Annotated in this window: 20 protein-coding genes and 3 tRNA genes; 10 read left to right on the top strand and 13 right to left on the bottom strand. The window is 61.4% G+C overall.

The window, feature by feature from the left end; genetic code table 11:
• Together hmgA and fahA are read left to right on the top strand one after the other, a co-directional pair.
• Positions 1–1,311 carry a homogentisate 1,2-dioxygenase gene (hmgA, locus tag LPB04_RS14255; protein WP_193685202.1) on the top strand — a complete coding sequence of 437 codons (1,311 nt, stop codon included), beginning with the start codon at positions 1–3 and terminating at the stop codon, positions 1,309–1,311.
• A complete protein-coding gene (fahA, locus tag LPB04_RS14250; RefSeq protein ID WP_193685201.1) occupies positions 1,308–2,609 on the top strand; it encodes a fumarylacetoacetase in 1,302 nt (433 codons plus the stop codon). The genes hmgA and fahA overlap by 4 nt, the downstream gene beginning before the upstream one ends.
• A gap of 130 nt (positions 2,610–2,739) precedes the next feature.
• Here fahA and LPB04_RS14245 read toward each other — a convergent pair whose 3' ends face one another.
• From LPB04_RS14245 to wecB, 4 genes are all read right to left on the bottom strand, one after another.
• The gene (locus LPB04_RS14245; protein WP_193685200.1) at positions 2,740–3,312 is read right to left on the bottom strand and encodes an RNA polymerase sigma factor; all 573 of its coding nucleotides are present in this window, start codon (positions 3,310–3,312) and stop codon (positions 2,740–2,742) included.
• Between the two features lie 96 nt (positions 3,313–3,408).
• Positions 3,409–4,020 carry a Crp/Fnr family transcriptional regulator gene (locus LPB04_RS14240; protein WP_193685199.1) on the bottom strand — a complete coding sequence of 204 codons (612 nt, stop codon included), beginning with the start codon at positions 4,018–4,020 and terminating at the stop codon, positions 3,409–3,411.
• A 584-nt stretch (positions 4,021–4,604) separates the two neighbouring features.
• Complete coding sequence (locus tag LPB04_RS14235) at positions 4,605–5,258, bottom strand: LuxR C-terminal-related transcriptional regulator (RefSeq protein ID WP_193685198.1); 654 nt, start codon at positions 5,256–5,258, stop codon at positions 4,605–4,607.
• 141 nt (positions 5,259–5,399) lie between these two features.
• On the bottom strand, positions 5,400–6,560 hold the full coding sequence (gene wecB, locus LPB04_RS14230) for a non-hydrolyzing UDP-N-acetylglucosamine 2-epimerase (RefSeq protein ID WP_193685197.1): 1,161 nt from the start codon (positions 6,558–6,560) through the stop codon (positions 5,400–5,402).
• Between the two features lie 344 nt (positions 6,561–6,904).
• Between wecB and LPB04_RS14225 the strand changes: the two genes are divergently transcribed.
• The 6 genes from LPB04_RS14225 (at position 6,905) to LPB04_RS14200 (ending at position 14,188) form a co-directional block, all read left to right on the top strand.
• Positions 6,905–8,929, top strand: a complete 2,025-nt coding sequence (locus tag LPB04_RS14225) for a polysaccharide deacetylase family protein (RefSeq protein WP_193685196.1) — start codon at positions 6,905–6,907, stop codon at positions 8,927–8,929.
• A 76-nt stretch (positions 8,930–9,005) separates the two neighbouring features.
• On the top strand, positions 9,006–10,436 hold the full coding sequence (locus LPB04_RS14220; RefSeq protein WP_193685195.1) for a glycosyltransferase family 2 protein: 1,431 nt from the start codon (positions 9,006–9,008) through the stop codon (positions 10,434–10,436).
• Positions 10,433–11,479: a bactofilin family protein gene (locus LPB04_RS14215; RefSeq protein ID WP_193685194.1), complete on the top strand. Its 1,047-nt coding sequence runs from the start codon at positions 10,433–10,435 to the stop codon at positions 11,477–11,479. Before LPB04_RS14220 ends, LPB04_RS14215 begins: the two co-directional genes overlap by 4 nt.
• A complete protein-coding gene (locus tag LPB04_RS14210) occupies positions 11,476–12,456 on the top strand; it encodes a hypothetical protein (protein ID WP_227496411.1) in 981 nt (326 codons plus the stop codon). The genes LPB04_RS14215 and LPB04_RS14210 overlap by 4 nt, the downstream gene beginning before the upstream one ends.
• Before the next feature lie 102 nt (positions 12,457–12,558).
• On the top strand, positions 12,559–13,368 hold the full coding sequence (locus tag LPB04_RS14205; protein WP_193685193.1) for a YaiO family outer membrane beta-barrel protein: 810 nt from the start codon (positions 12,559–12,561) through the stop codon (positions 13,366–13,368).
• A 13-nt stretch (positions 13,369–13,381) separates the two neighbouring features.
• The gene (locus LPB04_RS14200; protein WP_193685192.1) at positions 13,382–14,188 is read left to right on the top strand and encodes a hypothetical protein; all 807 of its coding nucleotides are present in this window, start codon (positions 13,382–13,384) and stop codon (positions 14,186–14,188) included.
• Positions 14,189–14,261: 73 nt separating this feature from the next.
• Here LPB04_RS14200 and LPB04_RS14195 read toward each other — a convergent pair whose 3' ends face one another.
• Positions 14,262–14,513, bottom strand: a complete 252-nt coding sequence (locus LPB04_RS14195; protein ID WP_193685191.1) for a hypothetical protein — start codon at positions 14,511–14,513, stop codon at positions 14,262–14,264.
• Between the two features lie 196 nt (positions 14,514–14,709).
• Positions 14,710–15,843, bottom strand: coding sequence for an FMN-dependent L-lactate dehydrogenase LldD (gene lldD, locus LPB04_RS14190; protein WP_193685190.1), 1,134 nt, complete (start codon positions 15,841–15,843; stop codon positions 14,710–14,712).
• A gap of 345 nt (positions 15,844–16,188) precedes the next feature.
• Here lldD and LPB04_RS14185 point away from each other — a divergent pair, with 345 nt between their 5' ends.
• Entirely contained in the window at positions 16,189–18,162 is a 1,974-nt protein-coding gene (locus LPB04_RS14185) for a patatin-like phospholipase family protein (RefSeq protein ID WP_193685189.1), read from the top strand.
• A 605-nt stretch (positions 18,163–18,767) separates the two neighbouring features.
• Here the strand turns inward: LPB04_RS14185 and hxsA are convergent.
• From hxsA to hxsB, 3 genes are read right to left on the bottom strand one after another with little or no spacing between them, the layout of a single operon-like run.
• A complete protein-coding gene (gene hxsA / locus LPB04_RS14180) occupies positions 18,768–19,343 on the bottom strand; it encodes a His-Xaa-Ser repeat protein HxsA (protein ID WP_193685188.1) in 576 nt (191 codons plus the stop codon).
• A complete protein-coding gene (gene hxsC, locus LPB04_RS14175; RefSeq protein ID WP_193685187.1) occupies positions 19,340–20,467 on the bottom strand; it encodes a His-Xaa-Ser system radical SAM maturase HxsC in 1,128 nt (375 codons plus the stop codon). Before hxsC ends, hxsA begins: the two co-directional genes overlap by 4 nt.
• Positions 20,455–21,903: a His-Xaa-Ser system radical SAM maturase HxsB gene (gene hxsB / locus LPB04_RS14170; protein ID WP_193689003.1), complete on the bottom strand. Its 1,449-nt coding sequence runs from the start codon at positions 21,901–21,903 to the stop codon at positions 20,455–20,457. Before hxsB ends, hxsC begins: the two co-directional genes overlap by 13 nt.
• An 86-nt stretch (positions 21,904–21,989) precedes the next feature.
• Between hxsB and LPB04_RS14165 the strand changes: the two genes are divergently transcribed.
• Complete coding sequence (locus LPB04_RS14165) at positions 21,990–22,775, top strand: hypothetical protein (RefSeq protein WP_193685186.1); 786 nt, start codon at positions 21,990–21,992, stop codon at positions 22,773–22,775.
• A gap of 458 nt (positions 22,776–23,233) precedes the next feature.
• Here the strand turns inward: LPB04_RS14165 and LPB04_RS24300 are convergent, their stop codons facing one another.
• The 4 genes from LPB04_RS24300 to LPB04_RS14150 form a co-directional block, all read right to left on the bottom strand.
• Positions 23,234–23,362 (bottom strand): hypothetical protein, encoded by a 129-nt coding sequence (locus tag LPB04_RS24300; RefSeq protein ID WP_267878198.1) that lies wholly within the window; start codon positions 23,360–23,362, stop codon positions 23,234–23,236.
• Between the two features lie 132 nt (positions 23,363–23,494).
• Positions 23,495–23,568: transfer RNA gene (locus tag LPB04_RS14160), tRNA-Cys, on the bottom strand.
• 76 nt (positions 23,569–23,644) lie between these two features.
• Positions 23,645–23,720 (bottom strand) — tRNA-Gly (locus tag LPB04_RS14155).
• A 29-nt stretch (positions 23,721–23,749) separates the two neighbouring features.
• Positions 23,750–23,825: transfer RNA gene (locus LPB04_RS14150), tRNA-Gly, on the bottom strand.
• Positions 23,826–23,838 lie beyond the last annotated feature (13 nt).

The following is a 23,838-nucleotide window of genomic DNA, read 5'->3' as shown; positions in this document are numbered from 1 at the left end:
GTGACCACCAATCTGGCCCATCCCGGCTACCAGTCCGGCTTCGGTAACGAATTTGCCACCGAGGCCCTGCCAGGCGCCCTGCCCGCGCACCGGAACTCGCCCCAGCGCGCCCCCTACGGCCTGTATGCCGAGCAGGTGTCCGGCACCGCCTTCACTGCGCCGCGTGCCCACAACCGCCGTTCCTGGCTGTACCGCATCCGGCCGGCCGCCATGCACCAGCCCTTCCGCCAGATCGGTAACGGCCGCATCGTCAGCCGTTTCGACGAGGTCGCGGCGCCGCCGAACCAGCTGCGCTGGGACCCATTGCCGCTGCCGACCGAGCCGGCCGACTTCATCGACGGCCTCGTGACAATGGCCGGCAACGGCTCGCCGCTGGCGCAAAGCGGCTGCGCGATCCACCTGTACGCGGCCAACCGTTCGATGACGGACCGTTTTTTCTATGACGCCGACGGCGAGCTGCTGATCGTGCCGCAGCAGGGCCGGCTGTCGATCGCGACGGAGCTGGGCACGCTCGACATCGAACCGCAGGAAATCGCCGTCATCCCGCGCGGGATTCGTTTCCAGATCCGCTTGCCGGACGGCGCAGCGCGCGGCTATGTCTGCGAGAACTTCGGCGCCCTGCTGCGCCTGCCGGACATGGGCCCGATCGGCTCGAACGGTCTGGCCAATCCGCGCGACTTCCTCACGCCGTGCGCATCGTACGAAGACCGCGAGGGCGACTTCGAACTCGTCGCCAAATTCGGCGGCAACCTGTGGACCGCGAAGATCGGCCACTCGCCGCTCGACGTCGTCGCCTGGCACGGCAACTACGCCCCTTATAAATATGACCTGCGCCATTTCAACACCATCGGCTCGATCAGCTACGACCATCCGGACCCGTCGATCTTCCTGGTGCTGCAAGCGCCCTCCGACACGCCGGGCGTGGACACGCTCGACTTCGTGATCTTCCCGCCGCGCTGGCTGGCCGCCGAAGACACCTTCCGTCCGCCCTGGTTCCACCGCAACGTGGCCAGCGAATTCATGGGCCTGATCGCGGGACAGTACGACGCCAAATCGGAAGGCTTCCGTCCCGGCGGCGCCAGCCTGCACAACTGCATGAGCGGCCACGGCCCGGATGCGCCGACCTTCGACAAGGCCAGCAGCGCCGACACCAGCGTGCCCCATAAAGTCGACGCGACCATGGCCTTCATGTTCGAGACGCGCGACCCGATCTGCCCGACCGCGCACGCGCTGTCATCCTCCCAGCTGCAGCCGGACTACTACCAGTGCTGGCAGGGCTTCCATAAACACTTCAACGAGAACCAGCCATGAGCGCACGACTGAACGAAACCCACGACCCCGCGCTCACCAGCTGGGTTGAATCCGCCAACAGCGGGACCTCGGACTTCCCGATCCAGAACCTGCCCTTCTGCGTGTTCCGCCGGCTCGGCAGCGGTGAACCGTTCCGCGGTGGCGTCGCGATCGGCGACCAGGTCGTCGACCTGGCGGCATTGGGCGATGCATTCGACGGCGCGGCCCGTACGGCGCTGGCGCTCGGTGCGCAGAGCAGCCTGAACGCCCTGATGGCGGCCGGCCCGCCGGCCTGGTCGGCGCTGCGCCTGGCGCTGTCGCGCTTCCTGCGCAGCGGCGCGCCGGCGCGGCCCGCGGTGCTGGTCTCGCAGGCCGAGGCCGAGTACGGCGTGCCGGCACGGATCGGCGACTACACCGATTTCTATACCTCGATCCACCATGCGACCTCGGTCGGCAAGCTGTTCCGGCCCGATGAACCACTGCTGCCCAACTACAAATGGGTGCCGATCGGTTATCACGGGCGCGCCTCGACCATCGGCGTCTCCGGCCAGGACTTCCGCCGCCCGATCGGGCAGACCCGCTCCGGCTCCGGGAACGAGCCGCAATTCGGGCCTTGCACGCGCCTCGACTACGAACTGGAAGTGGGCATTTTTGTCGGCAGGGGCAATGTCCAGGGCGAGGCGATCGAGGCGGGCCAGGCCGAAGAGCACGTGTTCGGCCTGTGCCTGCTGAACGACTGGTCGGCGCGCGACATCCAGGCCTGGGAATACCAGCCGCTCGGCCCTTTCCTGTCGAAGAACTTCGCGACCACGATCGCGCCCTGGATCGTCACCATCGAAGCGCTGGCGCCCTACCGCGCCGCCTGGCAGCGCGACGCGGCCGATCCGCAGCCGCTGCCCTATCTCGACTACCCGGCGCTGCGCACCAGGGGCGGCTTCGACATCGAGCTGGAAGTGCTGATCGAGACCGAGACCATGCGCCGCGACGGTGTGCCGCCGGCGCGCATCTCGCAATCGAATTTCCGCCATTCGTACTGGAGCGTCGCCCAGCTGGTGGCGCACCATACCGTCAACGGCTGCGCGCTGCAGGCGGGAGATTTGCTCGGCTCGGGTACGCAGTCGGGGCCGGATGCGGCGGAAGCGGGTTCGCTGCTGGAACTGAGCGCCGGGGGCAAGCAGGCGTTGACGCTGCCGAACGGCGAGCAGCGCGTGTTCCTGGAGGACGGCGACCGCATCGTGATGCGCGGCTGGACGGGACGCACCGGGCTGCCGCGCATTGGCTTCGGCGAAGTTGCGGGAATGGTGCTGCCAGCGCGTTGAGTCGAGACGTTCAAGTAAGGTAAGGCCACTGACAAGGTCGGTGCCGCATGGCCGCCATATGGCGCTGAACGGCATGCATGGTAAGCACGGCATTGCCGGAATTGCCAGCGTGAGGCTGCCCGCGCCACAGTCAGCCGCCGTTCGCTTCGGGGGCGGCGATGCGCTCGGCCAGAAACGACTTTGCCCGCGAAATCCGGCTCCTGACCGTTCCCACCGGACAATGCATTAGATCGGCAATTTCTGCGTAGCTGAGTCCGTCGACTTCGCGCAGCAGGAATGCCTCGCGCAGGTTGGGCTGCAGGCTTGTAATGGCCAGGTCCAGCATGCGGACCTGCTCGGCGCGCTGATGCACGAATTCCGGCTGGTCGGCTTCCGACGAATACGATTCTTCGAGCACCTGACTGCCGGAATCGGCGAGAAGATGCGCCTCCCGCGCCCTGGAGGACAGGCGCGAGCGCGCCGCATTGACCGCGACTTTATAGATCCAGGTAAAAAACGAGGATTCGTGGCGGAAGCTTCCCAGTGCCTTGAACAATTTCAGGAAAATGTCCTGCACGACGTCTTCGGCCTCGGCATCGTCTCGCAGGATATATTGAACGATCCGATAGACCCGCGGGCGGTAAAGCGTGAACAGCGAATCGTATGCCAGTTCGTCGCCGGACTGGGCCAGTTCGATCAACGCTTTCTCGGCATCCGCTTCCATTTCGGGATACGCCTGTGAGCCAGCTTGTACCTCAATGGAACCGAATCCCCGAATGAGCGTGAGCGATCCGCTCGCACGCTCGCTTTGCTGGTCCGGCTAGACGTGGTTCAACCCGATTGGATCCAGGATTTCGATCCACCTGCTCCCATCGATATCGATCAGCCCGCTCTTGCACAATACATGCAAGGTTCGGCTCAGCGTGCACTGAGTCATTCCAAGAAAAATGGCGATGTCCTCGCGTGGCATGAACAATCGGTATTTGTGGGAAGGAAGATCGATCTCGTCGAAGCGCCTGCCGAGCTCCAGCAAGAACTGGGCGACCCGCGTCTTGACGGAGGCGTTTCGGACAAACCGGTTGCGCCACTGGGTTCGCAACAGTTCCCGGCTGATGAGGTTGCCGACGCCCTCGCCAAGTCCTCCCACACTGCCTTCCAGGCCAATGGCGTCTTCCAGCGTCAATTCCCCCGCCATGGCCTCGGTGAGGAAGATGATTTCGGAAGGAATCGTGTGCGTTGTCAGCGCATCCAGACCGAGAATGTCTCCAGGCATGGCAAAACCCAGGATGTCTTCCTGGCCGGTTTCACTGACCGCCGATATTTTTGCGTATCCCGAAAGCAGAACCTGCAGTTTTCCGGGATGTTGGCAAGGCGACCGAAGCACCTGGCGTTCCGAATAACGCCTGAACAAGCCCGGATCGGCGTTTCGCACGATAACCGAACTGTAGGCATGCCGAGGGCCCGGCAATGAAGTGTGCGATGAGTGCCGCATGCATTTCCCCAGTTGATTTTTTATGTGGATTGCATAACGCAGGACGCAGGACACCAGGCTCCAGTTGCCAACGCAACCGTTGCATTTCAAGAAGTTCGGGTGGCCGGACGCTATACGCTATGGCGAATTCACACGCCGTTATTATCTATCGAGTCCAGCTGGCAATAGACGGCGCCAGCTCTTTCAGGACGGAATACGGAGTTTCATTGAAGTAAATCATTTCTTATTATTGCTTGCGGAAGAGTATTTTTATTACATTGCTCGCGCTCGCTTAGTTATTATTATCGCACTACTGTGTCCTGTCAAATCTATTTCATGCGCATGGCGATTTTGTAGGCGGTGTGCCTCACCCCTCCGTGCCACATTCGGGCGATTTAATAGGATGGCCTCATCGGCGTCGCCAATTAATCCCATGCGTTCGATTTAGCATCTTTTTCAAGATATTTTTCAAATCAAACTAATTCTTGCCAGCATGTAGTGGGCATATAGCGTTTCACTTCGGAAAAATCCAGCGTTGTATTCGCTCAGTTGGAGTCTTTCGCGCTGTTGGAAATCAGGCCATGCGCCGTAGCGTACTGCACCAGCTTCGAAAAAGACTCCAGCTCCATCTTTTGCATGAGTCTCATTTTGTGCGTGCTGACTGTCTTCACGCTAAGATTTAATTCATGAGCAGCATCCGCTATCGATTTTCCGTTCACTAACAGCAAGAGAATCTCCAACTCGCGATTGCTAAGGAGCTCGTGCGGATGCTTGGAAAAGGTATTGATAATGCAGTTGGTCAGCTTGGCTGTGACTTCCGCACACAGGAAGGGCTCGCCCCGGGCGAGATTTTGTATGCCCTGGATCAGTTCACTCAGCCTTGCCCGCTTCGAAACGAATCCGACGATGCCGGCGCGTAGGGCCGCCTGAACCTTGTCCTCAGCAGTCGACTCGGAAAAGACCAGAATCCTGAAATTGTCCATTTTGCTTTGGATTACCCGGACTGCCTCCAGATTGAGCCCCCATGCCGCGAGAGGCTCAAGCACCAGCACATCGATACGGGCCCCTTCCAGCTGGGCAGCCATGTCCGCCACATTGCCAGCCTCGGCGACAATGCGCATCCCGCCGCATTCCTTAATCAGGCTTGACAAACCCTTACGCAATATCTCGTAAGGCTCGACAATGCCGACGTGAATCATTTATTGCTCCTACGTGAACGAGCGCCGGAAGCGTGGTAGAAGTGTCAATGTCTCTATCTTCAACGGTATCAGGTAAATAACCTAAAGTAAATACCACGCATTGACAATCTGTGGTGCAGGCTGTGAAGGCGCTGGCTTGAGCTAAGCCGTGAGCAACTTGTCGCTGTCGACAGCATGGTTGACGAAATGGTCTGTCGCACGTCCCAGCAGGGCGTCCACGATCCGTTCCGCGGCAAATCCGTCGCCGTACAACTGCGTTGCCGACATATGCCAGTTCGCGTGTTCGCCCAATACCGCGCGTACACCGTCAACGATCCGCGCAGGATCGGTGCCCACAAGGCGGACTGCCTTGGCCGAAACAGCCTCCGGTCGTTCAGTCACATCGCGCATGACCAGCACAGGTTTGCCGAGATAAGGCGCCTCTTCCTGTATTCCGCCAGAGTCGGTCAGGATGCAGTCCGCGCGCTGCATCATCCGTACGAAGCCGAGGTAGTCGAGTGGGGCAATCAGGTCGATGAACCGGCAGTCACCAAGCGTGGTATTCACGGGTTTCTGGACATTCGGATTCAGATGGACCGGGTAGACGATGTGCGTGTCTCCGAAACTGGCCAAGGCTTGTAGCGCCGTGCAGATATTGGCGAAGCCGGTGCCGAAATTCTCACGCCGGTGTCCAGTCACCAACAGCAGTTTCTTCCCTAATTGCTCAGGAGGCAGGCGCGCATCGACTTCCGATCGCAAATCCTTATCCTGACGCAGCGCCATGTCGGCGATCCTCAACGCATCGATTACCGTGTTACCTGTTACATAAATGGCCCCGCCCAGGTTTTCCGCCAACAAGTTCGCACGAGCCGCTTCGGTCGGCGCAAATAGTTGATGGGACATGATATCGACAGCGCGGCGATTTACTTCCTCAGGCCATGGCTGGGCGATATTTCCACTTCGGAGGCCGGCCTCAACGTGCCCTACAGGAATCTTCCGATGAAATGCGGCAAGCGTTGCTACCAGCGCGGTGGTAGTGTCGCCATGGACCAGTACGCGCTCGGGCTGCACGTATTGGAACACGGAATCGAGCGCACCTAACATTCGCGAGGCGAGTCCATTCAATTGCTGGTCGGGCGCCATCAGGGAAAGATGGTACTCGGGTTCGATTGCAAATAGTTTTAACACTTGCTGCAACATTTCCTGGTGCTGCCCAGTGACGCATACGATGGATTCCACCTCCGAGGCCCTGTGTAGTGCCTTAACCAAAGGAGCCATCTTGATAGCTTCTGGGCGTGTACCAAAAACAGTGAGAACTTTCATGGCCTGCCCCCCTTATATTGGCTGTACAAACTGATCGCTGTTGTTATTCACTATGCATTGAAAGATATTGGACATTTTTTGCGCTTCCTTTGAGGTGGAACAATTTCTCAGACAAATTGTCGTTTTGTGCATTTCTTTTAAAAAGTGTTCCAGATCAAACGTTCACACCTGAAGCCTTCGATAGAATGATCCGCATCGCATAATTTCAGCGAAAAATTCGATTAAATTGCTTTGTATGATCGCAAGCACTCATCAGCAATCGCTCCCTTCATATGAGAATTTTTTCGATCTAGCAATAAACATTGCACGTCGCTTACTGAAATACCGTTAAACCGGAGGTAAACATGAACATCCTTATTCGCGCGCTGTCCCGCTTCCTGCTACAGGTTGCGCTAGTGATTGCTGCATTCGGATCCCCGGCAGCGTGGTCGCAGACTGCACCGCTGGGATTGCTCGTACCAGATGGCACACCCAGTTCGCATCCGCTGGTAACAGCATGGACCGACGCGGCCCAGGAAGAAGGTTTGCGCGTCGACGTCATTACCGATTCTGCTTTCATGAGTAACGGCGGCGCCGGCTACCAGGGAATCATTCTTCCGGACCAGGTGCATGTGCGGGCCGGCCAGCCCCTGCTCGACGCCATCCAGAATTTTGTCAAAGCCGGCGGGAAGGCCATGCTGGTTTTCGATTTCGCGGCGCAGGACGATGCGGGCTTCTACCCGCTCTCGGGAGCGTCTCGCCTGAGCCAGCTGGCCGGTATCGAATACCTGATGTATTCCGAATTGGGCGACCGCACGACGGGACTTGGGCCAATCGTGGGCACATCGTCGCAAATGCGCCGCATCGCCGTACCACCAGGGAAGAGCAGCGTCTATACAGCGCCCAGTACCACGACCGCAAGCTTCCTCGCCGGAGGTAGCACGAGTTTGAAGCAGTACAACCATGGCCAGCAATTCAAATATAAATTCGTTAAACGCCGGGGTGGCCAAGCTACCCGAAAGCCCGTCATTTCCACACGCTTCACCAATGCAATCACCACGGCCAGGGTCGGCGGATCCACGCCTGCGCCCTCCGGCACGATCGAGGCCATTTCAGGCTATGTGTATGGCTACCTGACCTATCCGAGCTATGTCACCCGCGGCCAGTATCCGGGCGAGACGATTATGTCGTCACCCACCCATGGCCTGATTGCGGGCATCAATTCGTACGGCACCGCAGGCGGCAAGGTGCTTTTCGTGAACACACCACTCGGCTACCTGAAGGGCGCCACCGACGGCATGCTCCTGCATGGCTTCCTCTCCTTCTTCTCATCGGATCTGCTACGCTTGGCCAGCCTGTCGAAGCAGCCCGATGGCGTGGGTGGAATGACCCTCAACTGGCACCTCGACTCGGCAGCGGCGCTGGAACCGATGCAGACCCTCAAGAACGCAGGCGTCTGGAACAAAGGGCCATTTTCCATGGATATGACAGCAGGGCCGGACACGGTGTCGTTCGGCGACAGGCTGGGCTTCGACCTGCCGAACAACCCCGTCGCCCAGCAGTTCCTGAGGGACTTCGTCAGGCAGGGACATGCAGTCGGCAGCCACGGCGGCTGGATCCACGACTACTATGGTTTGAATGCCACCGAGGAGAACCAGAATGTGTTGACGGCTGATCGAGTCCATACCTTCAACGACCTGCTGATCCTCAACAAGAGCGCAATCGAACAGGCAACTGGGAAAAAAATCCGGGAATACTCTTCGCCTGAAGGCAACAACCCACGCTGGGCGCTGGACTGGTCGGAGCGGGAAGGTCAGGTCGGCTATTATTACACTGGCCATACGGGAATGAGCCCGACGCGTTCCTACCGTGATGGCGTGCTCAGGAATCTCAGCATGTGGGCGTTCCCGGTCGTGCCTTTCGGCACCTATGCCACCTTCGAGGAATTCCAGGATTTCGGCGTGCCCAAAGCAGACGTGATCAGGTGGTACACCTCCCTGATCGATTTCAACGTCGCCACCCGCTCGAGCCGCCTAATCTATGCCCATCCTCCCGGCGCGGTCGACTGGCTCGACGTGCTGAAAAACTTGATGAGCTATGCCCAGTCCAAGGGCAAGACCTTCAGGTGGTACACCATGCCGGCGCTTGCCGACTTCATGGCATCGCGCAATCTGGTCAAGTGGAGCGAGCTCGGATCCGGATCTGGTCCGCGTCAATTCGTCGCATCGCACCCCAGCAGCCTGGCCTCGATGACTTGGCTGCTGCCTAAATCGGACTACGGACAGCCTCTCGTGAACACGGGCGCCGCCAACGTGACCGATGGCGGTAGCAGCTGGGTCGTCTCGGCCAGCGGCGGCATCAGCCTTATCTTCACCAGCATGCACAGGTAGGCACTGTCCCGCCGTATGGCCTGCAGCGGAAATGCAGGCCCTGCGGCGGCGTACAAGCCAATAAACAGGCGCTCATATGGATCCAAGCACCAGCAGCACCATCCGGGTGTCCGTCCGCTCCACCTGGCGCAGCAGCGCGAGCGCGGTCCTCCTTTGCGGGCCTTGCGCCTGCCTGCCGGCGCATGCGGGTACCGTAGCGGGCCTGGCGGACGAACAGGCTGGCGGTCCCGCCCTGCTCCTGGCGAATACCCTGCTGTTGCTGATCGTGGCCGCGATTTTCGTGTATGCCTGCCGCCATCTCATCTTTTCGCTGAGCCGCATGTTCGGCCGGCAGCGCCATCCCTACCTGGATATCGACTGCGCCGAATGGCCGCAGATCACCGTCTTCATTGCCGCGCACAATGAGGAAAAGGTCGTCGCGGGCTGTATCGAGGCCTTGCTGGAAACGGACTATCCGCAGGACCGTCTGAAGATCGTTCCGGTCAACGATCGTTCGACCGACGATACCAGGCGCATCATCGATACCTATGTGAAGGCTTATCCGGACCGTGTGGTGCCATTCCACCGTACCTCGGGCAAGGCCGGCAAGGCCGCGGCCATCAAGGATGCGCTTGCCCATGCGGAAGGCGACATCATCATCATTTTCGATGCCGACTACACACCCGGCCGCGGCCTGCTCAGGCAGCTGGCTGCGCCATTTTTCGACCCCGAGGTCGGCGCGGTCATGGGCCGCGTGGTGCCGGTCAACGCCAGCACCAACTTGCTGACCCGCCTGCTCGACCTGGAGCGTGCCGGCGGATACCAGGTCGACCAGCAGGCGCGCATGAACCTGCGCCTGATCCCGCAATTCGGAGGGACCGTGGGAGGACTGCGCGTCTCCGCCGTCGAGCAGGTAGGCGGCTTTCGCGACGACACGTTGGCGGAAGACACAGATATCACCTACCGGCTGGTATGCCGCGGCTGGAATGTGGTCTACAGCAATCGCTCGGAATGCTACGAGGAAGTGCCCGAAGAGTGGTCGGTTCGTATCAAGCAGATCATGCGCTGGTCGAAAGGCCACAACCAGGTCCTCGTCCGATACTGGTCGAGTTTCCTCTTCAGCGATTGTATCTCGCTGCGCGCCCGGGTGGACGGGTTCCTGCTGCTGTTCGTGTTTGCCATGCCACCGGTCCTGCTGTTCGGATGGATCCTGGCCCTGCTGTGTTACATGCTGTCGTCGCCTTCCCTGCTCAGCCTGTTCGTCGCCGCCTGGGCGTTCTCGGCCTATGGAGCAAACGGCAGCTTTGCGGCGTTTTTCGAAATCGCGATTGCAGTGATCCTGGACGGGAACCGCAAGCGCCTGCGGCTACTGCCCTTGAGCCTGCTGGGCTTTTGCGTCAGCCTGGTCGTGATCTCGCGCGCTTCGTGGCAATTGCTGGCGGATTCGATCCGAAAACGCGAACTGGTATGGGACAAAACCGTCCGCTATCGAAAAGCCGCAGGGGCGCCAGCGGAACGGACGCCATGACGAACTATCCCGCCGCTGCCTGGGTCCTGCTGGGTGCCGTGACCCTGCTGGTCCTCGTGCTGCCCTTCGTACCGTGTTGGAACGAGTGGCGGCGGCCGACTGACCTGGCGGCCCTCGTCATCGCGCGCGACGAGGTGAACAACGTCCGCTATTTTGCCGACGCATTCCGCAAGCACGTCAACGAAGCCTGCGCGGGTGCCGGCCCGGTTATGGACACCACCGTGCGCATCCTCAGGGCGTCCACTCCGGCCGAGGCTTTTCCATGGTCGGCAGCACAACGGGCGGTCATGGTCGACGGTTCCCTTCACGTCAGCGGTACATTGGCCTGCCCCAGCCCGGTGTATGCTGGCGGCGATGCAGTCTTGCCAAGCGGAGCACACCTGCCGGCCCTGCTATGCACCGGCAATGCGGCGCTCGGGCCCGAGACCCGTATCAGCGAATGGGCACATGCGGACGGCATCCTGTCGTTGGGGGCCGGAGGTGTCGTCCTGCATCGCCTGACCGCTGGCGTTGCGCTCATGCTCGACAAGGGCAGCGGCTTTTGCCGCATTCATGCACCCGTCATCCATTTCGGTATCAGCGAGGACGCCTGCGCAACGCCCCTGGCGCGCCCACCCGGCCCTCCTCCGCCGCCGGACTTGTCCGCCCTGACGCCATGTGGACCGAAGCGCTATCGCGCAAAAGGCGACGTCCTCCTTCCGGCAGGCCGGTATCTCGAGGGTACGCTGCTTGCAGGCGGCACGATCCGGCTCGCCGAGGACGCCCTTGTATACGGTTCGGTCAAGGCCCACCGTCACGTGCGGCTGCAGCGCGGAGCGCAGGTTCACGGTGCCTTGGTGTGCGGAGGCGATATCGAGATCGGGCCTGACTGCTGGGTCGGAGGACCCATCGTGTGCGAGGGCGACGTACGCCTGGCCAGCGGTTCGCGGATCGGCACAAAGGCCATCCCGACCACCCTGGCGGCAGCGCGCGTGCTTGCCGAGACCGGCGCGGTCGCACATGGCACGGTATGGGCGCGCAAGGCCGGGGTGGTGACGGCATGAAGACGTTCATACGAACCTTGTGCGCGCTGCTGGTGTCCGGACTGCTGTTCCAGTGCGTGCAGGCCCAGCAGCGGCCCCTGCTCGACCTCAGCGGCTTCAGTGACCCAGGGGGAGCGATTACCATACTGCGCGGCGGCGACATCGTCGACCCCTACTTTGCGATACAGGCCCTACTGCTGGCCAAGGAATATGGGCTCGATGCGGACGCGGATACCCGGCGCTGGATTGCCTTTCTGGCGCTGCGCCAGCGGCCTGACGGCGCTTTCGACCGGTTCTGCCGTAGCGCGACAGGCTGGTCCGCGTGCAAACCAGCCGACGCCGACGATGCCCTGCTGGCCATGTGGATGAAGCTCCTTCGCTCGTCCGGCGCGCTCGCGCCGCGCGGCTTGGCCAAGCCCAGCCTTGCGCGTAGCGACGCTGCGCTGGGACGGCTGTACGATCAGTCAAGGGGCGTCTATCTGGTATCGCCGAGCTACCCGCACAGCCTGTTCATGGACAATCTCGAAATCTGGTGGTTCTGGTCCAGTCAGCGCACCGCCGCCGACCAGGTCCGCGCGCGCAAGCTCCTGAGCGCGATCCACAAGGTGTTCTGGCATGCCGGCAAGCTGCGCTTCCTGGTTTCTACACAAGCGGAACAGGCAGACATGCCGCATGCGTTCTACCCGGACGCCGTCGCCCAGATTCTGCCCTTATTGTTTGGGTATCCGGCACTACCGGGCACGACGCGCGCGTATTACCGAAGCTGGATGAAAGCGCATCGAGGGGAATGGCTCACCCGCGCGCCGGATGACTTTTCATGGGGGGTCCTCGCGTTGATCGCATTACGCCAGGGCGATCTCGAATCTGCCGCCTGCTGGCTGCGCGAAACTGCTCATTTACGCTACTCGACGCACTGGACGGTATCGGACGAGATAACGCGACAGGTTCTCGACGCACGCGGCATAGGACCCGCCGTCGCCGAGCTCTCGTGCCGCTAGCGCGATGCGGCGCTCGTGTGCCGGACAGGAAACGCGCCGATGGCCCTATTAACAATCGCAGCCGTGCGAACCGCCAGTCCTTGCCACTGCTTTGGGAGTTCTATGAAACGCATTTACGCACTTTATTCAGTCTTCATCCTCCTGTGCATGCCACAGGTTTCGAATGCGCAAACGCTGGCACCGGAATCGCAAGCGATCGACGCTGGCGCCTTGCGCCAGCTCGAACTAGCCGCACGGTACGACAGCCTAACTGGCGAACTGGGCAAGTGGCGCGATCTGAGCCTGCGCGGAGCGCTGCAGGTCGGTGACCATCTGCTTCAGGCAGAGCTTTCGTCGCAGCAGCATTTCCGAGTCCACGGAAACTTCGCAGGAATATCAGATACCTATGTTTTTTCGCCGGACTGGTATGGAAGTCTCGCGCTGGGTGTGGGTGACGGCAGTTTTTTCCTGCCGAAATACAGGATTGATGCCTTTCTCAACAAAAAGTGGCTTGCGAGCAAATCTCTTGTCACGTCGATCGGCTTCGGCCGCTATCGGGCTCCCGACGGCCACGTCGATCGCAGCACCAGCCTGGGCCTCATCTACTACTTCGCCATTCCCCTTGTGCTCGAGGGCGGCATCCGGCGCAATATCAGCGACCCAGGAGCGGTCTCGTCAAGGCAAAAATACGTCGCCGCGACTTACGGGGAGCATGGCAAGCAGCTGTTCATTGCCCGCCACGGCTGGGGCACGGAGGGGTATCTGCCATTTGCACCCGGTAGCAGCCTGGTCGGCTACCCAAGCCATGAGACGTCGCTGTCATGGCGTTACTGGACAAGCCGCCGTTCAGGAATCGCAATCGAAGCCCATCGCTACGCGAACAGCCTGTTTCGACGCAAAGGAGTGACCGTCTCGGCTTTTCACGACTTCTAGGCGCCACAAGCACATGATCGATACTGACGACACCGCGTTCCGGCTCCCCCTGCGAAAGCTCGGGGAGGCCAAGGCCATGTTCGCGGCCGTGGCGCCGCACAGGTCGCTGGCGAGAGCACCATTCGACACCCGTAATCTGGCTACCGGGGTATGCATCGCATTCGTTCTATGGGCGCTATTACTCGCTGCGCAGCCGCTGCTGATACACCAGTGGACGCAATACATCGGATTCTGGCTGAAAGCGCTGGGTCTGCCGGCTGGCACCATCGTCGGGGCGAGCCAGGCGGAGCCGCTGCATCAGCTGCTGGCGCCGCTGAAGTCAGCGATTCCTTCGCCGGAAATGCTGTTCGGGGCCCTTGCATTTGGCGGCGCAGCCTGGTTCGCCGCAGGCCGCCTCGAAGGGAGGCTGCTGCCCATCAAGTACCTGCTGCGCTCGCTCTGTGTCATTCTCCTGCTCAGTATCCTGGTCCTGCTGGTGTGGCCGGAGTCGTTTGCCTACTCTCTCGAACAACATGCCGGCGACCTGATGACCAATGGTTACCGCTGCCTTCTGGTGTTTCCTTTCATGCTAGGAGTAGGGTATCACTTGTTCGACGAACGGCTCGTCGTGAAGCTGCTCTACAGCCTGGCGATCGAAACCTATTTCATTGTCATGATCCCTCACAAGATCATTCTGCATATCGTCGCGCTGCACTTTGGGACGCGGCTGAGCATGCCGCTTCTCTATGTCTGCTTGGGCAGCGCCTTTGACGTCCTGGTTTTCGTTGCCCTGTATGCCTGGGCACTCAGCAATCTTCCGCCTCAGCACCACAGCATGTAGCGGCGACTGTGGGTCGTGGTGCGGGGAAGACCACCTCAACGGACGGACCTGCGCCGTGATAGCCGGCTCCGGATCAAATGAACGGCCAGCTCAGCTTGCGCCTGACGTGCAATATCGAGCGGACGGCGACATAGGCGATCGCAAAGCCGAAAGCCACCACGCTGCGAAGATCGCCCATGAACGCGAAGAAGACGCCGGCGACGGTGGACACCGCCACCAGTACCATCAGTGCCAGTTCGATGCTGAGGAAAAAGGTGGCGGCATCGCGCCAGACCCGCAGCGCGAGGGCGCGGGCTTCCTTGAGGGTGTGGATATTGTGACCCATGGTCGTATTCGCAATCTTGAACAGAGCCGGAAATGCAAAATCGCCGGCTGGGCGGCGATTTTCAGTGCAGTCCGGAGGAGAGGACGGAAGCCGAACCCATCTGGATGGATTTTGCAGGCCGTATCTCATCAATAAAATCAACAGCTTGCATTGTAGCCTTCTTTTGGCCGGCCTGTGCGATGGGCCCGCCGATGGTCTATCGGGCCAGCAACTGTTCCCCGATCTCGGCAACCGACTTCACGCCGGTCAGCACCATATTCGTGCGGATATCCTTCTCCATGATCGCCAGCAGCTTCTCGACCCCAGCCTGTCCCCCGGTCGCCAGTGCGTAGACGAAGGCGCGCCCGATCAGCACACCGTCGGCGCCCAGCGCCAGCATGCGGAACACGTCGGTGCCGGTGCGGATCCCGCCATCGGCCAGGATCGTCATCCGGCCCCCGACCGCGGCGGCGATCGACGGCAGCACCTCGGCCGTCGACATGGCCCCGTCCAGCTGGCGGCCGCCGTGGTTCGACACGACGATGCCGTCGGCCCCGAACGCGAGCGCATCACGCGCGTCGTCCGGGTCGAGGATGCCCTTGATGATCATCTTCCCTTTCCACTCGTCGCGGATCCATTGCAGATCCTTCCACGCGATCTCGGGATCGAAGTTCGCGCCCAGCCAGCCGATGTAGTCGGCCAGGCCGGTCGCATGGCCGCGATAGGCCGAGATGTTCCCCAGGTCGTGCGGCCGGCCGAAGACGCCCACGTCCAGCGCCCACTTCGGATGCAGCATCGACTGCAGGACGCGCCGCAGCGGTCCATACGGGCCGCTCATGCCGCTGTGGGCGTCGCGGTAGCGCGCGCCGGGAACCGGCATGTCGACCGTGAACACGAGGTTTTTCGCCCCCAGCTCCCAGGCGCGGCGCATCACGTCGCGCATGAAGGCGCGGTCCTTGAGCACGTACAGCTGGAACCAGATCGGATGCGAGGCCTGGGCCGCGACCTCCGACAGCGGGCAGACGGAGACGGTCGACTGGATGAAGGGGATATTCGCGCGGCAGGCGGCGCGCACCGCCTGGACCTCGCCGCGGCGCGCGTACATGCCGGCCAGGCCGATCGGCGCCAGCGCGATCGGCAAGCCGTAGCGCTCACCGAAGAGTTCGACGCCGAGGTCGAGCTGCTCGGCGCCGCGCAACACGCGCTGGCGCAGCTTGACCGCCTGCAGGTCGCTGACGTTATTGCGCAGCGTCTGCTCGGCACCGGCGCCGCCATCGAGGTAGTGGAACAGGAATGGCGGCAGCTTGCGGCGGGCGGCTTCGCGGAAATCGGTGGCGGACGAAATGATCATGGACGGTGATTCGATTGGTTGTAGAGTGGAAGACGGCTGGGCCGGAGCGTCCACGAGGCAGCGGCGGACAAGGCCGCTGTGTCGCGAATGATCAGCCTCTCGAGCGGCGCGGGCGTATTGACGCCGAGCGACTTCGCTCGAGGGGCCGATGGAATGGATCAGCCAACACCACCCATGTTGACACTTTCCTGACTAAAAATGAATACTCGGGTAGATAAATCCTCTGTCCCTCACCGTGGAACCGCTGAATGCGTGCCTGCGCGTGCCAGCGAGCATTGCGGCCCCCGTCGGGCCGCAACGCTTGTTCATGCGCCGCATTCTTAGCATGCTGCTATCCTCCTTGCCATGGACCCGACCACGCTGCCCCTGTGCGACATCGTCATGAAAGGCGGCGTCACAAGCGGAATCATCTATCCACGCCTGGCCAGCCGCCTGGCGCGTGATTATCGTTTCAAGAATATCGGCGGCACGTCGGCGGGCGCGATTGCCGCTGCCGCCTGCGCCGCCGCGGAGCTTGGACGCCAGTCCGGGCGCCGCCCCGACGCCTTCGACGCCCTCGACGAGTTGCCAGAACAGCTGGGCGCACGCAGTGGCCGGCACAGCGGCGGGCGCAGCCGGCTGCTGCACCTGTTCCAGCCCATCGCCGCGGCCGGGCGCGCATTCGAGTTATTGCTGGCCGCCGTTTCCGCACCCAACCCTGGCGCGGCCGCCTGCTCGGTGCTGTTGCGGCTGGCCGGCGCCGTCCGCTGGCCGCTCCTGCTCCTGCTCTGCACCACGCTAGCCGTGAGCGCGGCCACCGGCCTGCCCTGGCACAGGGTAGCGATTTCCCAACTGGCGGCACTGGGTGCGGCAGGATTGGCCGGCGCCATCGCGTGGGCCCTGGCCGGCCGCGCCGGCGCTGCCGGCCCCGACCGGACCGGCAGCGCCGCCTTCGTCGCCGCCGCGGCAGGCGTGCTGGCCACCGGCATCTATTGGCGCGACCATCCGGGCGCCGCGCCTGCCTGGCTGCTCGCAGCCGTTTTTGCCAGCATCCTGTCCTGCGCCTGGGGCTTGGGCGCTGCCTTGCGCGGCTTCCTGGCTGCGCTGCGCAGCAATTTTCATGGCATGTGTTCCGGCCGCACCATGGGGCCGACCCGCGCGCCCGCGCTCACCGACTGGCTGCACGTCTACCTGAATGAGCTGGCGGGCATGGCGCCGGGCGTTCCCCTCACCTTCGGCGACCTGTGGCACCATGGCGCGGCGACTGCCGATGAAGAACGCGCCATCGACCTGCAGGTGGTGACGACGGCCGTATCCCAGCACACGCCCTATGCCCTGCCTTTTCGCGCCGATGCACAGGCCTGGTATTTCGATCCGGACGAATGGGACAAACTGTTCCCCGAGACGGTGCTGGACTACCTGCGCGCGGCCGCGAAAGAGGGCGAACCCGGTCCGGTAACGAAAGACGGCCGCCAGCTGCTGCCCCTGCCGCGCGCCGGCGCGCTGCCGGTCATCGTCGCCGTCCGCATGAGCCTGAGTTTCCCGATCCTGCTCTCCGCCATTCCGCTGTACGCCTTCGACTATACCGAGAAAGCCCGCCACGGACCGGCACCCCTGAAACGCGTGTGGTTTTCCGATGGCGGCATCAGCAGCAACCTGCCGCTCCAGTTCTTCGACGCGCTGCTGCCGCGCCATCCCACCTTCGCGGTGAACCTGAAACGCGAACACCCGAGCTTCCGGATCGACGACAGGCTGGCCTGTCCCGCGAACGGGCGTGCCTACCTGCCGCGTAACAACAGCGCCGGCCGCGGCAGGCACTGGACCGAGCCGGCGGCGGAAAGCGCCGGCATCCTGCCCTTCCTCACCGCGATCGTCAACACCATGCAGTCCTGGCGCGACGATATCTTGTTTCCGTATGCCGGTTACCGCGACCGGGTCGTCCATCTGAGCCTGAAGCAGGACGAGGGCGGACTGCATCTGAACATGGATCCTGAACAGGTGGGCAATCTTGCCGCCGCCGGCGCCTGCGCGGCGGACCAGCTGCGCAGGCGCTTTCTTCCCGCAAGCGGCGACGGCTGGGCGAATCACGAGGAGATACGGCTCATCTCGGTGCTTGGCAACCTGGAGGAGCTGGCCCTGCAGTCGGTCGACGGGGCCACGCCGCGCACCTGGCACGACGCGGTGGACCGCTCGCGGCTCGACAAGGACCAGGCCGCGCTGGCGCACCGGCTGCTCGAGGCGCTCGAAGGCATGGCGGCGGACATCGCAGCCAGCGAGGTGCGCGTCGCCCACGCGATGTACCGCCCCTCGCCGACGATGAATCTCGGCCCCAACCTGTAATCCGGCGGGAGGCCGCAAGCCGTTCAGACTGCCCCGCCCTACCATCGCCCGGTATCCTGGCGGCGACAGGTGCAGGGCAGGTAACAGATGCACGGTATCAAGCAGTTTGACGTCGGACGCCGGGACGCGCTCATGCCTGAGGTGCCAGAAATGCAAAATCGCCTTCAGGAGGCGATTTTGACTTGCATTCTGGAGGCGAGGACGGGAGTCGAACCCGTCTAGACGGCTTTGCAGGCCGTATCTCATCAGTAAAATCAGGAGCTTGCATTGGAACCTCCTTTTGAGCCGACCGTGGGGAATTTAGGGCGCTTTATCGGTACAAGGCCATCGTAGTTGGATGGGTGTAGCAGCTACCAGCGTTAGTAGAGCTACATCACGCCCTCAATCGTGCCACGTGGAAAGCATTGGTCCAATGGGTCTTTGACGATGCATGCGATCTCTGAACAAATTTGACCTTGATAGTCAGCTACCCGAGTTAGCGAACGGGTAATTCCTCTATCGTCATTCGTCTAGTGTCGGCGTCAATCCCGGCTTCGCGGTCAGCCGTAGGCGAAACGAGCTCGAAACGCTTGGTAGGTGATTCGCGGACCAACTGCATCCACCCTCTACTTCACCGCCGAAATGCCAAGCGCATTCAGCGTTGGAGTACTCATCAGCCCGGTATCGGGCAGTCCCTTTACCTTCTGGAACAGCTTGAGCGCCTCCTTCGTCTCGCTACTGAAGATTCCGTCGAGGTGCCCATCGTACAGGTGCAAGCTGTTCAGTCTTATTTGAACACGCATCACCTGTAGCCGGCGTTTTTCGTCGACGGTCAAAGCAGGCGGTCTCGCGCTCGCGGCCATCGCCGCCTCGTTTGCGTCGGTGAGCCGCGCGGCGCGTGTTGTCACCACCGGCTCAGGCGACGGGGTAGGCGCCGCCGGCGGGGTATAACTGGGCACGTAGCTGCTACTCGCGCCAGACCCAGAGTAGTGCGAACTGTGGCTCGAGTGCGAGCGATGGGACGAATGCGAACGATGGGATGCAAACAGATTGTCCATCTCCAGGTTCAGCGGCCGAAGCGAAACCGCTTTATCGAGGTCGTCGAGTCGAGGCGCCTGCGGCGCAGGTACCTCGGCGGCGCGACTTGTCGCGAGCGGCAGCCCAGCGATGAACAGGGTGAGATTTCGAATAAATTTGCTCATGCGATCGCTTCCTCTATCGGCTTCAACTTGGTGGGTTTCCAATTCTTCTCGTGCCACGCGAATAGCCCGCAACAGCGGTCCTTGACCGTACACCTCGCGCAGTCGTCGGCATACGTATTCTTCCAGTCCGAAATACTGCGTGTGGCCCGCGTCCAAAGACGCGGCGGCAGCGCACACAGCGGCGCGTTCATGAAGACGTGCCGAACCTGATATCGGTCGAGTACACGCGAAGCGCGCTCCAGCGCTGGTCCCGCCTCAAACAAGTCCAGGTCACAGATGTCCCGGTTCGCCAGCGCAAACCCTGTCGGCTCGCAAGCCATCAAGGCGACACACTCGACGAACGGCAGGTTATGCCCGATGAAGCGGCACAGCTCGTCCAGGACGTCGAGCACCGGTTGGATAAGCACGATCCTCAGCTGGATCGGCTGGCGCATCTCCTGCAGGGTAAGCAGTCCATCTAGCGTCTCGTCGAATGCGCCAGGCGACTGGACCACGAAATCATGCAGGAAGTCAGCGTGCCCGTAGAGCGGCACCAGCCAGCGGACATTGGCCGGCGGCTCGCTGAACAGCGCTTCCTTGACGCGGACATCATGCAGCAGGCGGCCGTTCGTCAATACCTCGACGTCCGTCCCGGGCCAGCAGTCCTTGATACTCGCAAGGACGCGCTCCAGCCCTGCGGCAGCAAGCAGCGGCTCGCCGCCGGAGACGCCGATGACAGGTGGCGGCACTCTGACATGACGCACGATATCGATTGCCTGGTCCACCAGCCATCCGTCGTCATGACGAGTCGGCGGCTGGGAACACATGACGCAGTAGCTGTTGCAGCGGTTGGTCAGGAACAAGCTGTGGTGCACGTCGCTCTCGCGGAACAGCACAGTCGCCCTCGCGCGATCAGGTTCGCAGTCGACAATGTCGCCCTCCTCCAAGCCGAGCGCCGTCGCCGCCGCGATATTGCGAAGCCCTTTCTGACGCAAAGTCTCGACCTGGGCCAACGACGCCTCGTCGGGCGCCAGCACCAGGAACTGGAGATCGTCCTGCCACTGCTCCGCCAGGTTTGCGAACGCGACGACGCGATAGATGCCGCGCGCCGCGGCCATCCCTACCTCGACGCTTACCTGTCGCATGCGGCCTCCTGCGTCGTACTCGGCCGCGCCCATACATGGAACATCTCTTCCGAATTTGCGTCAGCACCATGCAGCAGCGCGAACGCCGTGTCGAACAACCATTGGTGACGCCCGCAATGCTCCGTCTGATGCGCCGGCACGTCGGGCCGGCCGAACTGGGCCTGGCTGTCCACTGGGTTCGGGGCGCAATAGTGGCGGTAAGCACATGAGGTGCAGTCGGCTGCCGCGGTTTCGCTCGCCTGTATCAGTTGCAGTCTCGTTTCCGAAGACAGCAACTGGGCCAGCGAATCGGTTACTCGGCCCATACGCAGGCTCGCATCGCCGGTCTCGACGAGCATGCGCGCCTCGTCGCTCGGGTAGACCCAGCCGTCGTAGTTGTAGACCAGCACGCTCGATCCGGCGCCAGTCGGACTTTGCAGATCCACATAGCCGGCGTCGAAGGTCGACAGAATCTTGTTCATCACGATGGACATGTACACTTCGCGCACCGGGACGCCCTGCTGGTTCCACCACAGTATTCGCTGCAGCGCCCGCTCGTAAAACACCTGGAACTCTTCCTGCGAATAGCCGACCCGCGCCAAGTTGCGCTTCGCGAAGCCATAAATGCTCAGGGGGCGTAAGAAGATTTCGTTGAAGCCCAGGCGAACGTACTCATCGACGATCTGCTCGGGAAACTCGAGAGACGCTCGAGTCGTCGTCATCAGCGCCGATACCGCGTGTTCGCCAATGCGCTGCCGGGCCAGCGCGATTCCGTCCAGGGTGCGCCGATAGCTGTCCCTACCCGGCACTGGCCGGTTACGGTTGTGCAAGTGTTCCGGCCCGTCGAGGCTGGTGGACAGAACCACGTCATGTGCCCGAAAGAATGCGCACATTTCCTCGGTCAGCTGGTGCAAGGTCGATGCAACCACGAATCGGAGGCGCTTATTTCCGTCATGGTTCATGTCGGTCAGTCTCTCCACCGCCCGAACGATCAGGTCAAAGCGCAACAGTGGATCGCCGCCCTGAAACTCCACCGTCAGGACATCTGCGTCGCTCTCCCAGATGCGCTCGCACGCGGCGTCGAGCGCCGCTGGCGTCATGGAAAATCCGGAGTCGGACTGGGCGCGGCTAACTTGGCAGTACTGACAAGTGTGCCCACACTGCAGCGTTGGCACGATGATGTGGAGCGACGGGCCAGCGGCGACGGTTTCGCGTTTCGCGGCACGGCGGGCGGCGAGCAGGCGCTCCTTTCCCACGTTGCGACCGTGGTTAGGGAGAAAGAAGCGCGCCGCCAGCTCGGCCTTGCGCTTCGGCGGGAACTTGTCAGGATCGTTGAGCAGGCAATCGAGCTCATCTTGATGAAGAAACAGGTGATCCCCTGTCGCGGATATCCCTACCAGGGCGCCATCCGTAAGCGTGCGTACGTCGAACGGTAGCGTCCGGTTTTGCCTGTGCATGGCGGCCGACGTGTATTCGGAATGGCGCTCTGTCGAAATCGCAACGCGACTTCTCTTGGAAGGAGGATGGAATACAAGCGGGTGCATTGGCCGAACTTCTGTTTACGTTTGCAACCAAGCTTATCAGTATCTTTACGGAAAAATATCTCACATTGTCACTTGTAGAAAATATCGACGATCGACAAATCACCGTCGGCCCTACATACGATAGGCCAATGCTGTCCCGACCTTCGAACTTGCTACCGAGCATCAAACCCGACGGTATAATCGTCAGGATGAAAAAACTAATATTGATGGGCCTGGTAAGTACGCTGAGCCTTCCCGTACAGGCCCAAGTTGTCATGCAAGCGGCAAGTGCGCAACTCCAACCTCAGATTGGCAGGGACGCGAACGGTTACACCACGTGCGGTATGCGCGCTGTCGTGCTTGACATGAAACCTGACGTGGTCGAGGCATACGACTTTTCTCTTAATCTGCGTCTTGGCATGACCGCGGGAGCTATTAAGGCTGGCAAGCTGCAGACGCCCGGAGCCAAGTTCAAAAAGGGGCAGTTCGAACAAAAGGTCGTGCTGCCTGGCCCGACTAACTTCTGGATCGCGAAAGAATCAGAAGGCAAAGCGCTTATCCCGACAAAGATATTTGCTGCCGACTCGCCAGGATACATTCTTGGTCTCGCCGACTTCATCGGTACGTTGTCTGCGGTCACCGCACTGCTAGAGGGCGAACGGATGCAGTTCGCCACCCGCTACAAGAATCAACCATATGACACGGTCGTGAGTTTCTCAGGTGCGCTCTCGGCCGAGGAGGCAAAGCCGCTGATGGCCTGTCTGGAGGGACTGATTAATCGAATGCAGGAAGAGGCAGGAAAATAGTCACCGCCCGGCCATGGATTCCGCTGTTTCGGTGCTAAACGAACTCACCGGCAGTCCCGCTCGGTGTCGTAACCGAGGGCGAAGTAATACGTCGCATATGGTTTAGCATCTCCCATACGATGGTAAAGGCGAAAATTCACGCCTTCGGCGCCAAGGCAGTGTCTTACGACCACCGGTCGAGCGCTGCCCCGAATATTGATCTCGTAAGTACGCTTACCTTTCGCCGACACTGAGGTCATTCCCACGATCCCAAACGCGAGTGTGTCCACCGCGCCGCGTGCACCCGTCGGTACGACGTTGACGAATCCCGGAACCTGAAAAGTCTCCTCGCCCTTCTACGAAGACAAGCAAGGCGCATCCTCATCGATCTTAATAGGCGGCTTCCGCTGGCCTGGCTTCAGCCCAACCTTGACGCGCACGAGCAGCGCCGAGGGCACAATGCCCTGCCCGAGCAGCCGCTAAAGCTGGAGGCCGTACTGTTCGGCCGCTTCGCGCGTGTCGAACGTCGCCCACAGCGTTTTCGGAAGGAGCCGGTTCTTGACGCAGAGCTGGAATGCGCCGGATGGAGTTTGTTTGATGGATGCCATGACTCAACCCTCACTGAGCCTGCATCCGGAAGACGACGGCCAATTGGCCGTTTCACTGGGAGGTGCACCTACCGCGTCGGGAGGTGCTACCGCTTGATGAACCAGCCCAATGCGAGCTAAGTCCTTGATATTTGGAGGCGAGGACGGGAGTCGAACCCGTCTAGACGGCTTTGCAGGCCGCTGCATAACCGCTTTGCTACCTCGCCAGAGGATATGGTATTGCTGCTGAGCCGGCGGGTTATGTGCCGCATCAACAGGAGAAGAAGGACTTCTCTGAATTCTTGGAGCGGGAGAAGAGTCTCGAACTCTCGACCTCAACCTTGGCAAGGTTGCGCTCTACCAACTGAGCTACTCCCGCTTAGGAGTTACTGCTAACCACACGCTTTTTGGAGCGGGAGAAGAGTCTCGAACTCTCGACCTCAACCTTGGCAAGGTTGCGCTCTACCAACTGAGCTACTCCCGCATGGAGTGTGTTT

The organism is Massilia litorea, from assembly GCF_015101885.1.
Taxonomy (GTDB): Bacteria; Pseudomonadota; Gammaproteobacteria; order Burkholderiales; family Burkholderiaceae_D; genus Telluria; species Telluria litorea.
Note: the sequence above shows the minus strand (reverse complement) of the source record. Positions and strands in the feature narration are given on the sequence as shown.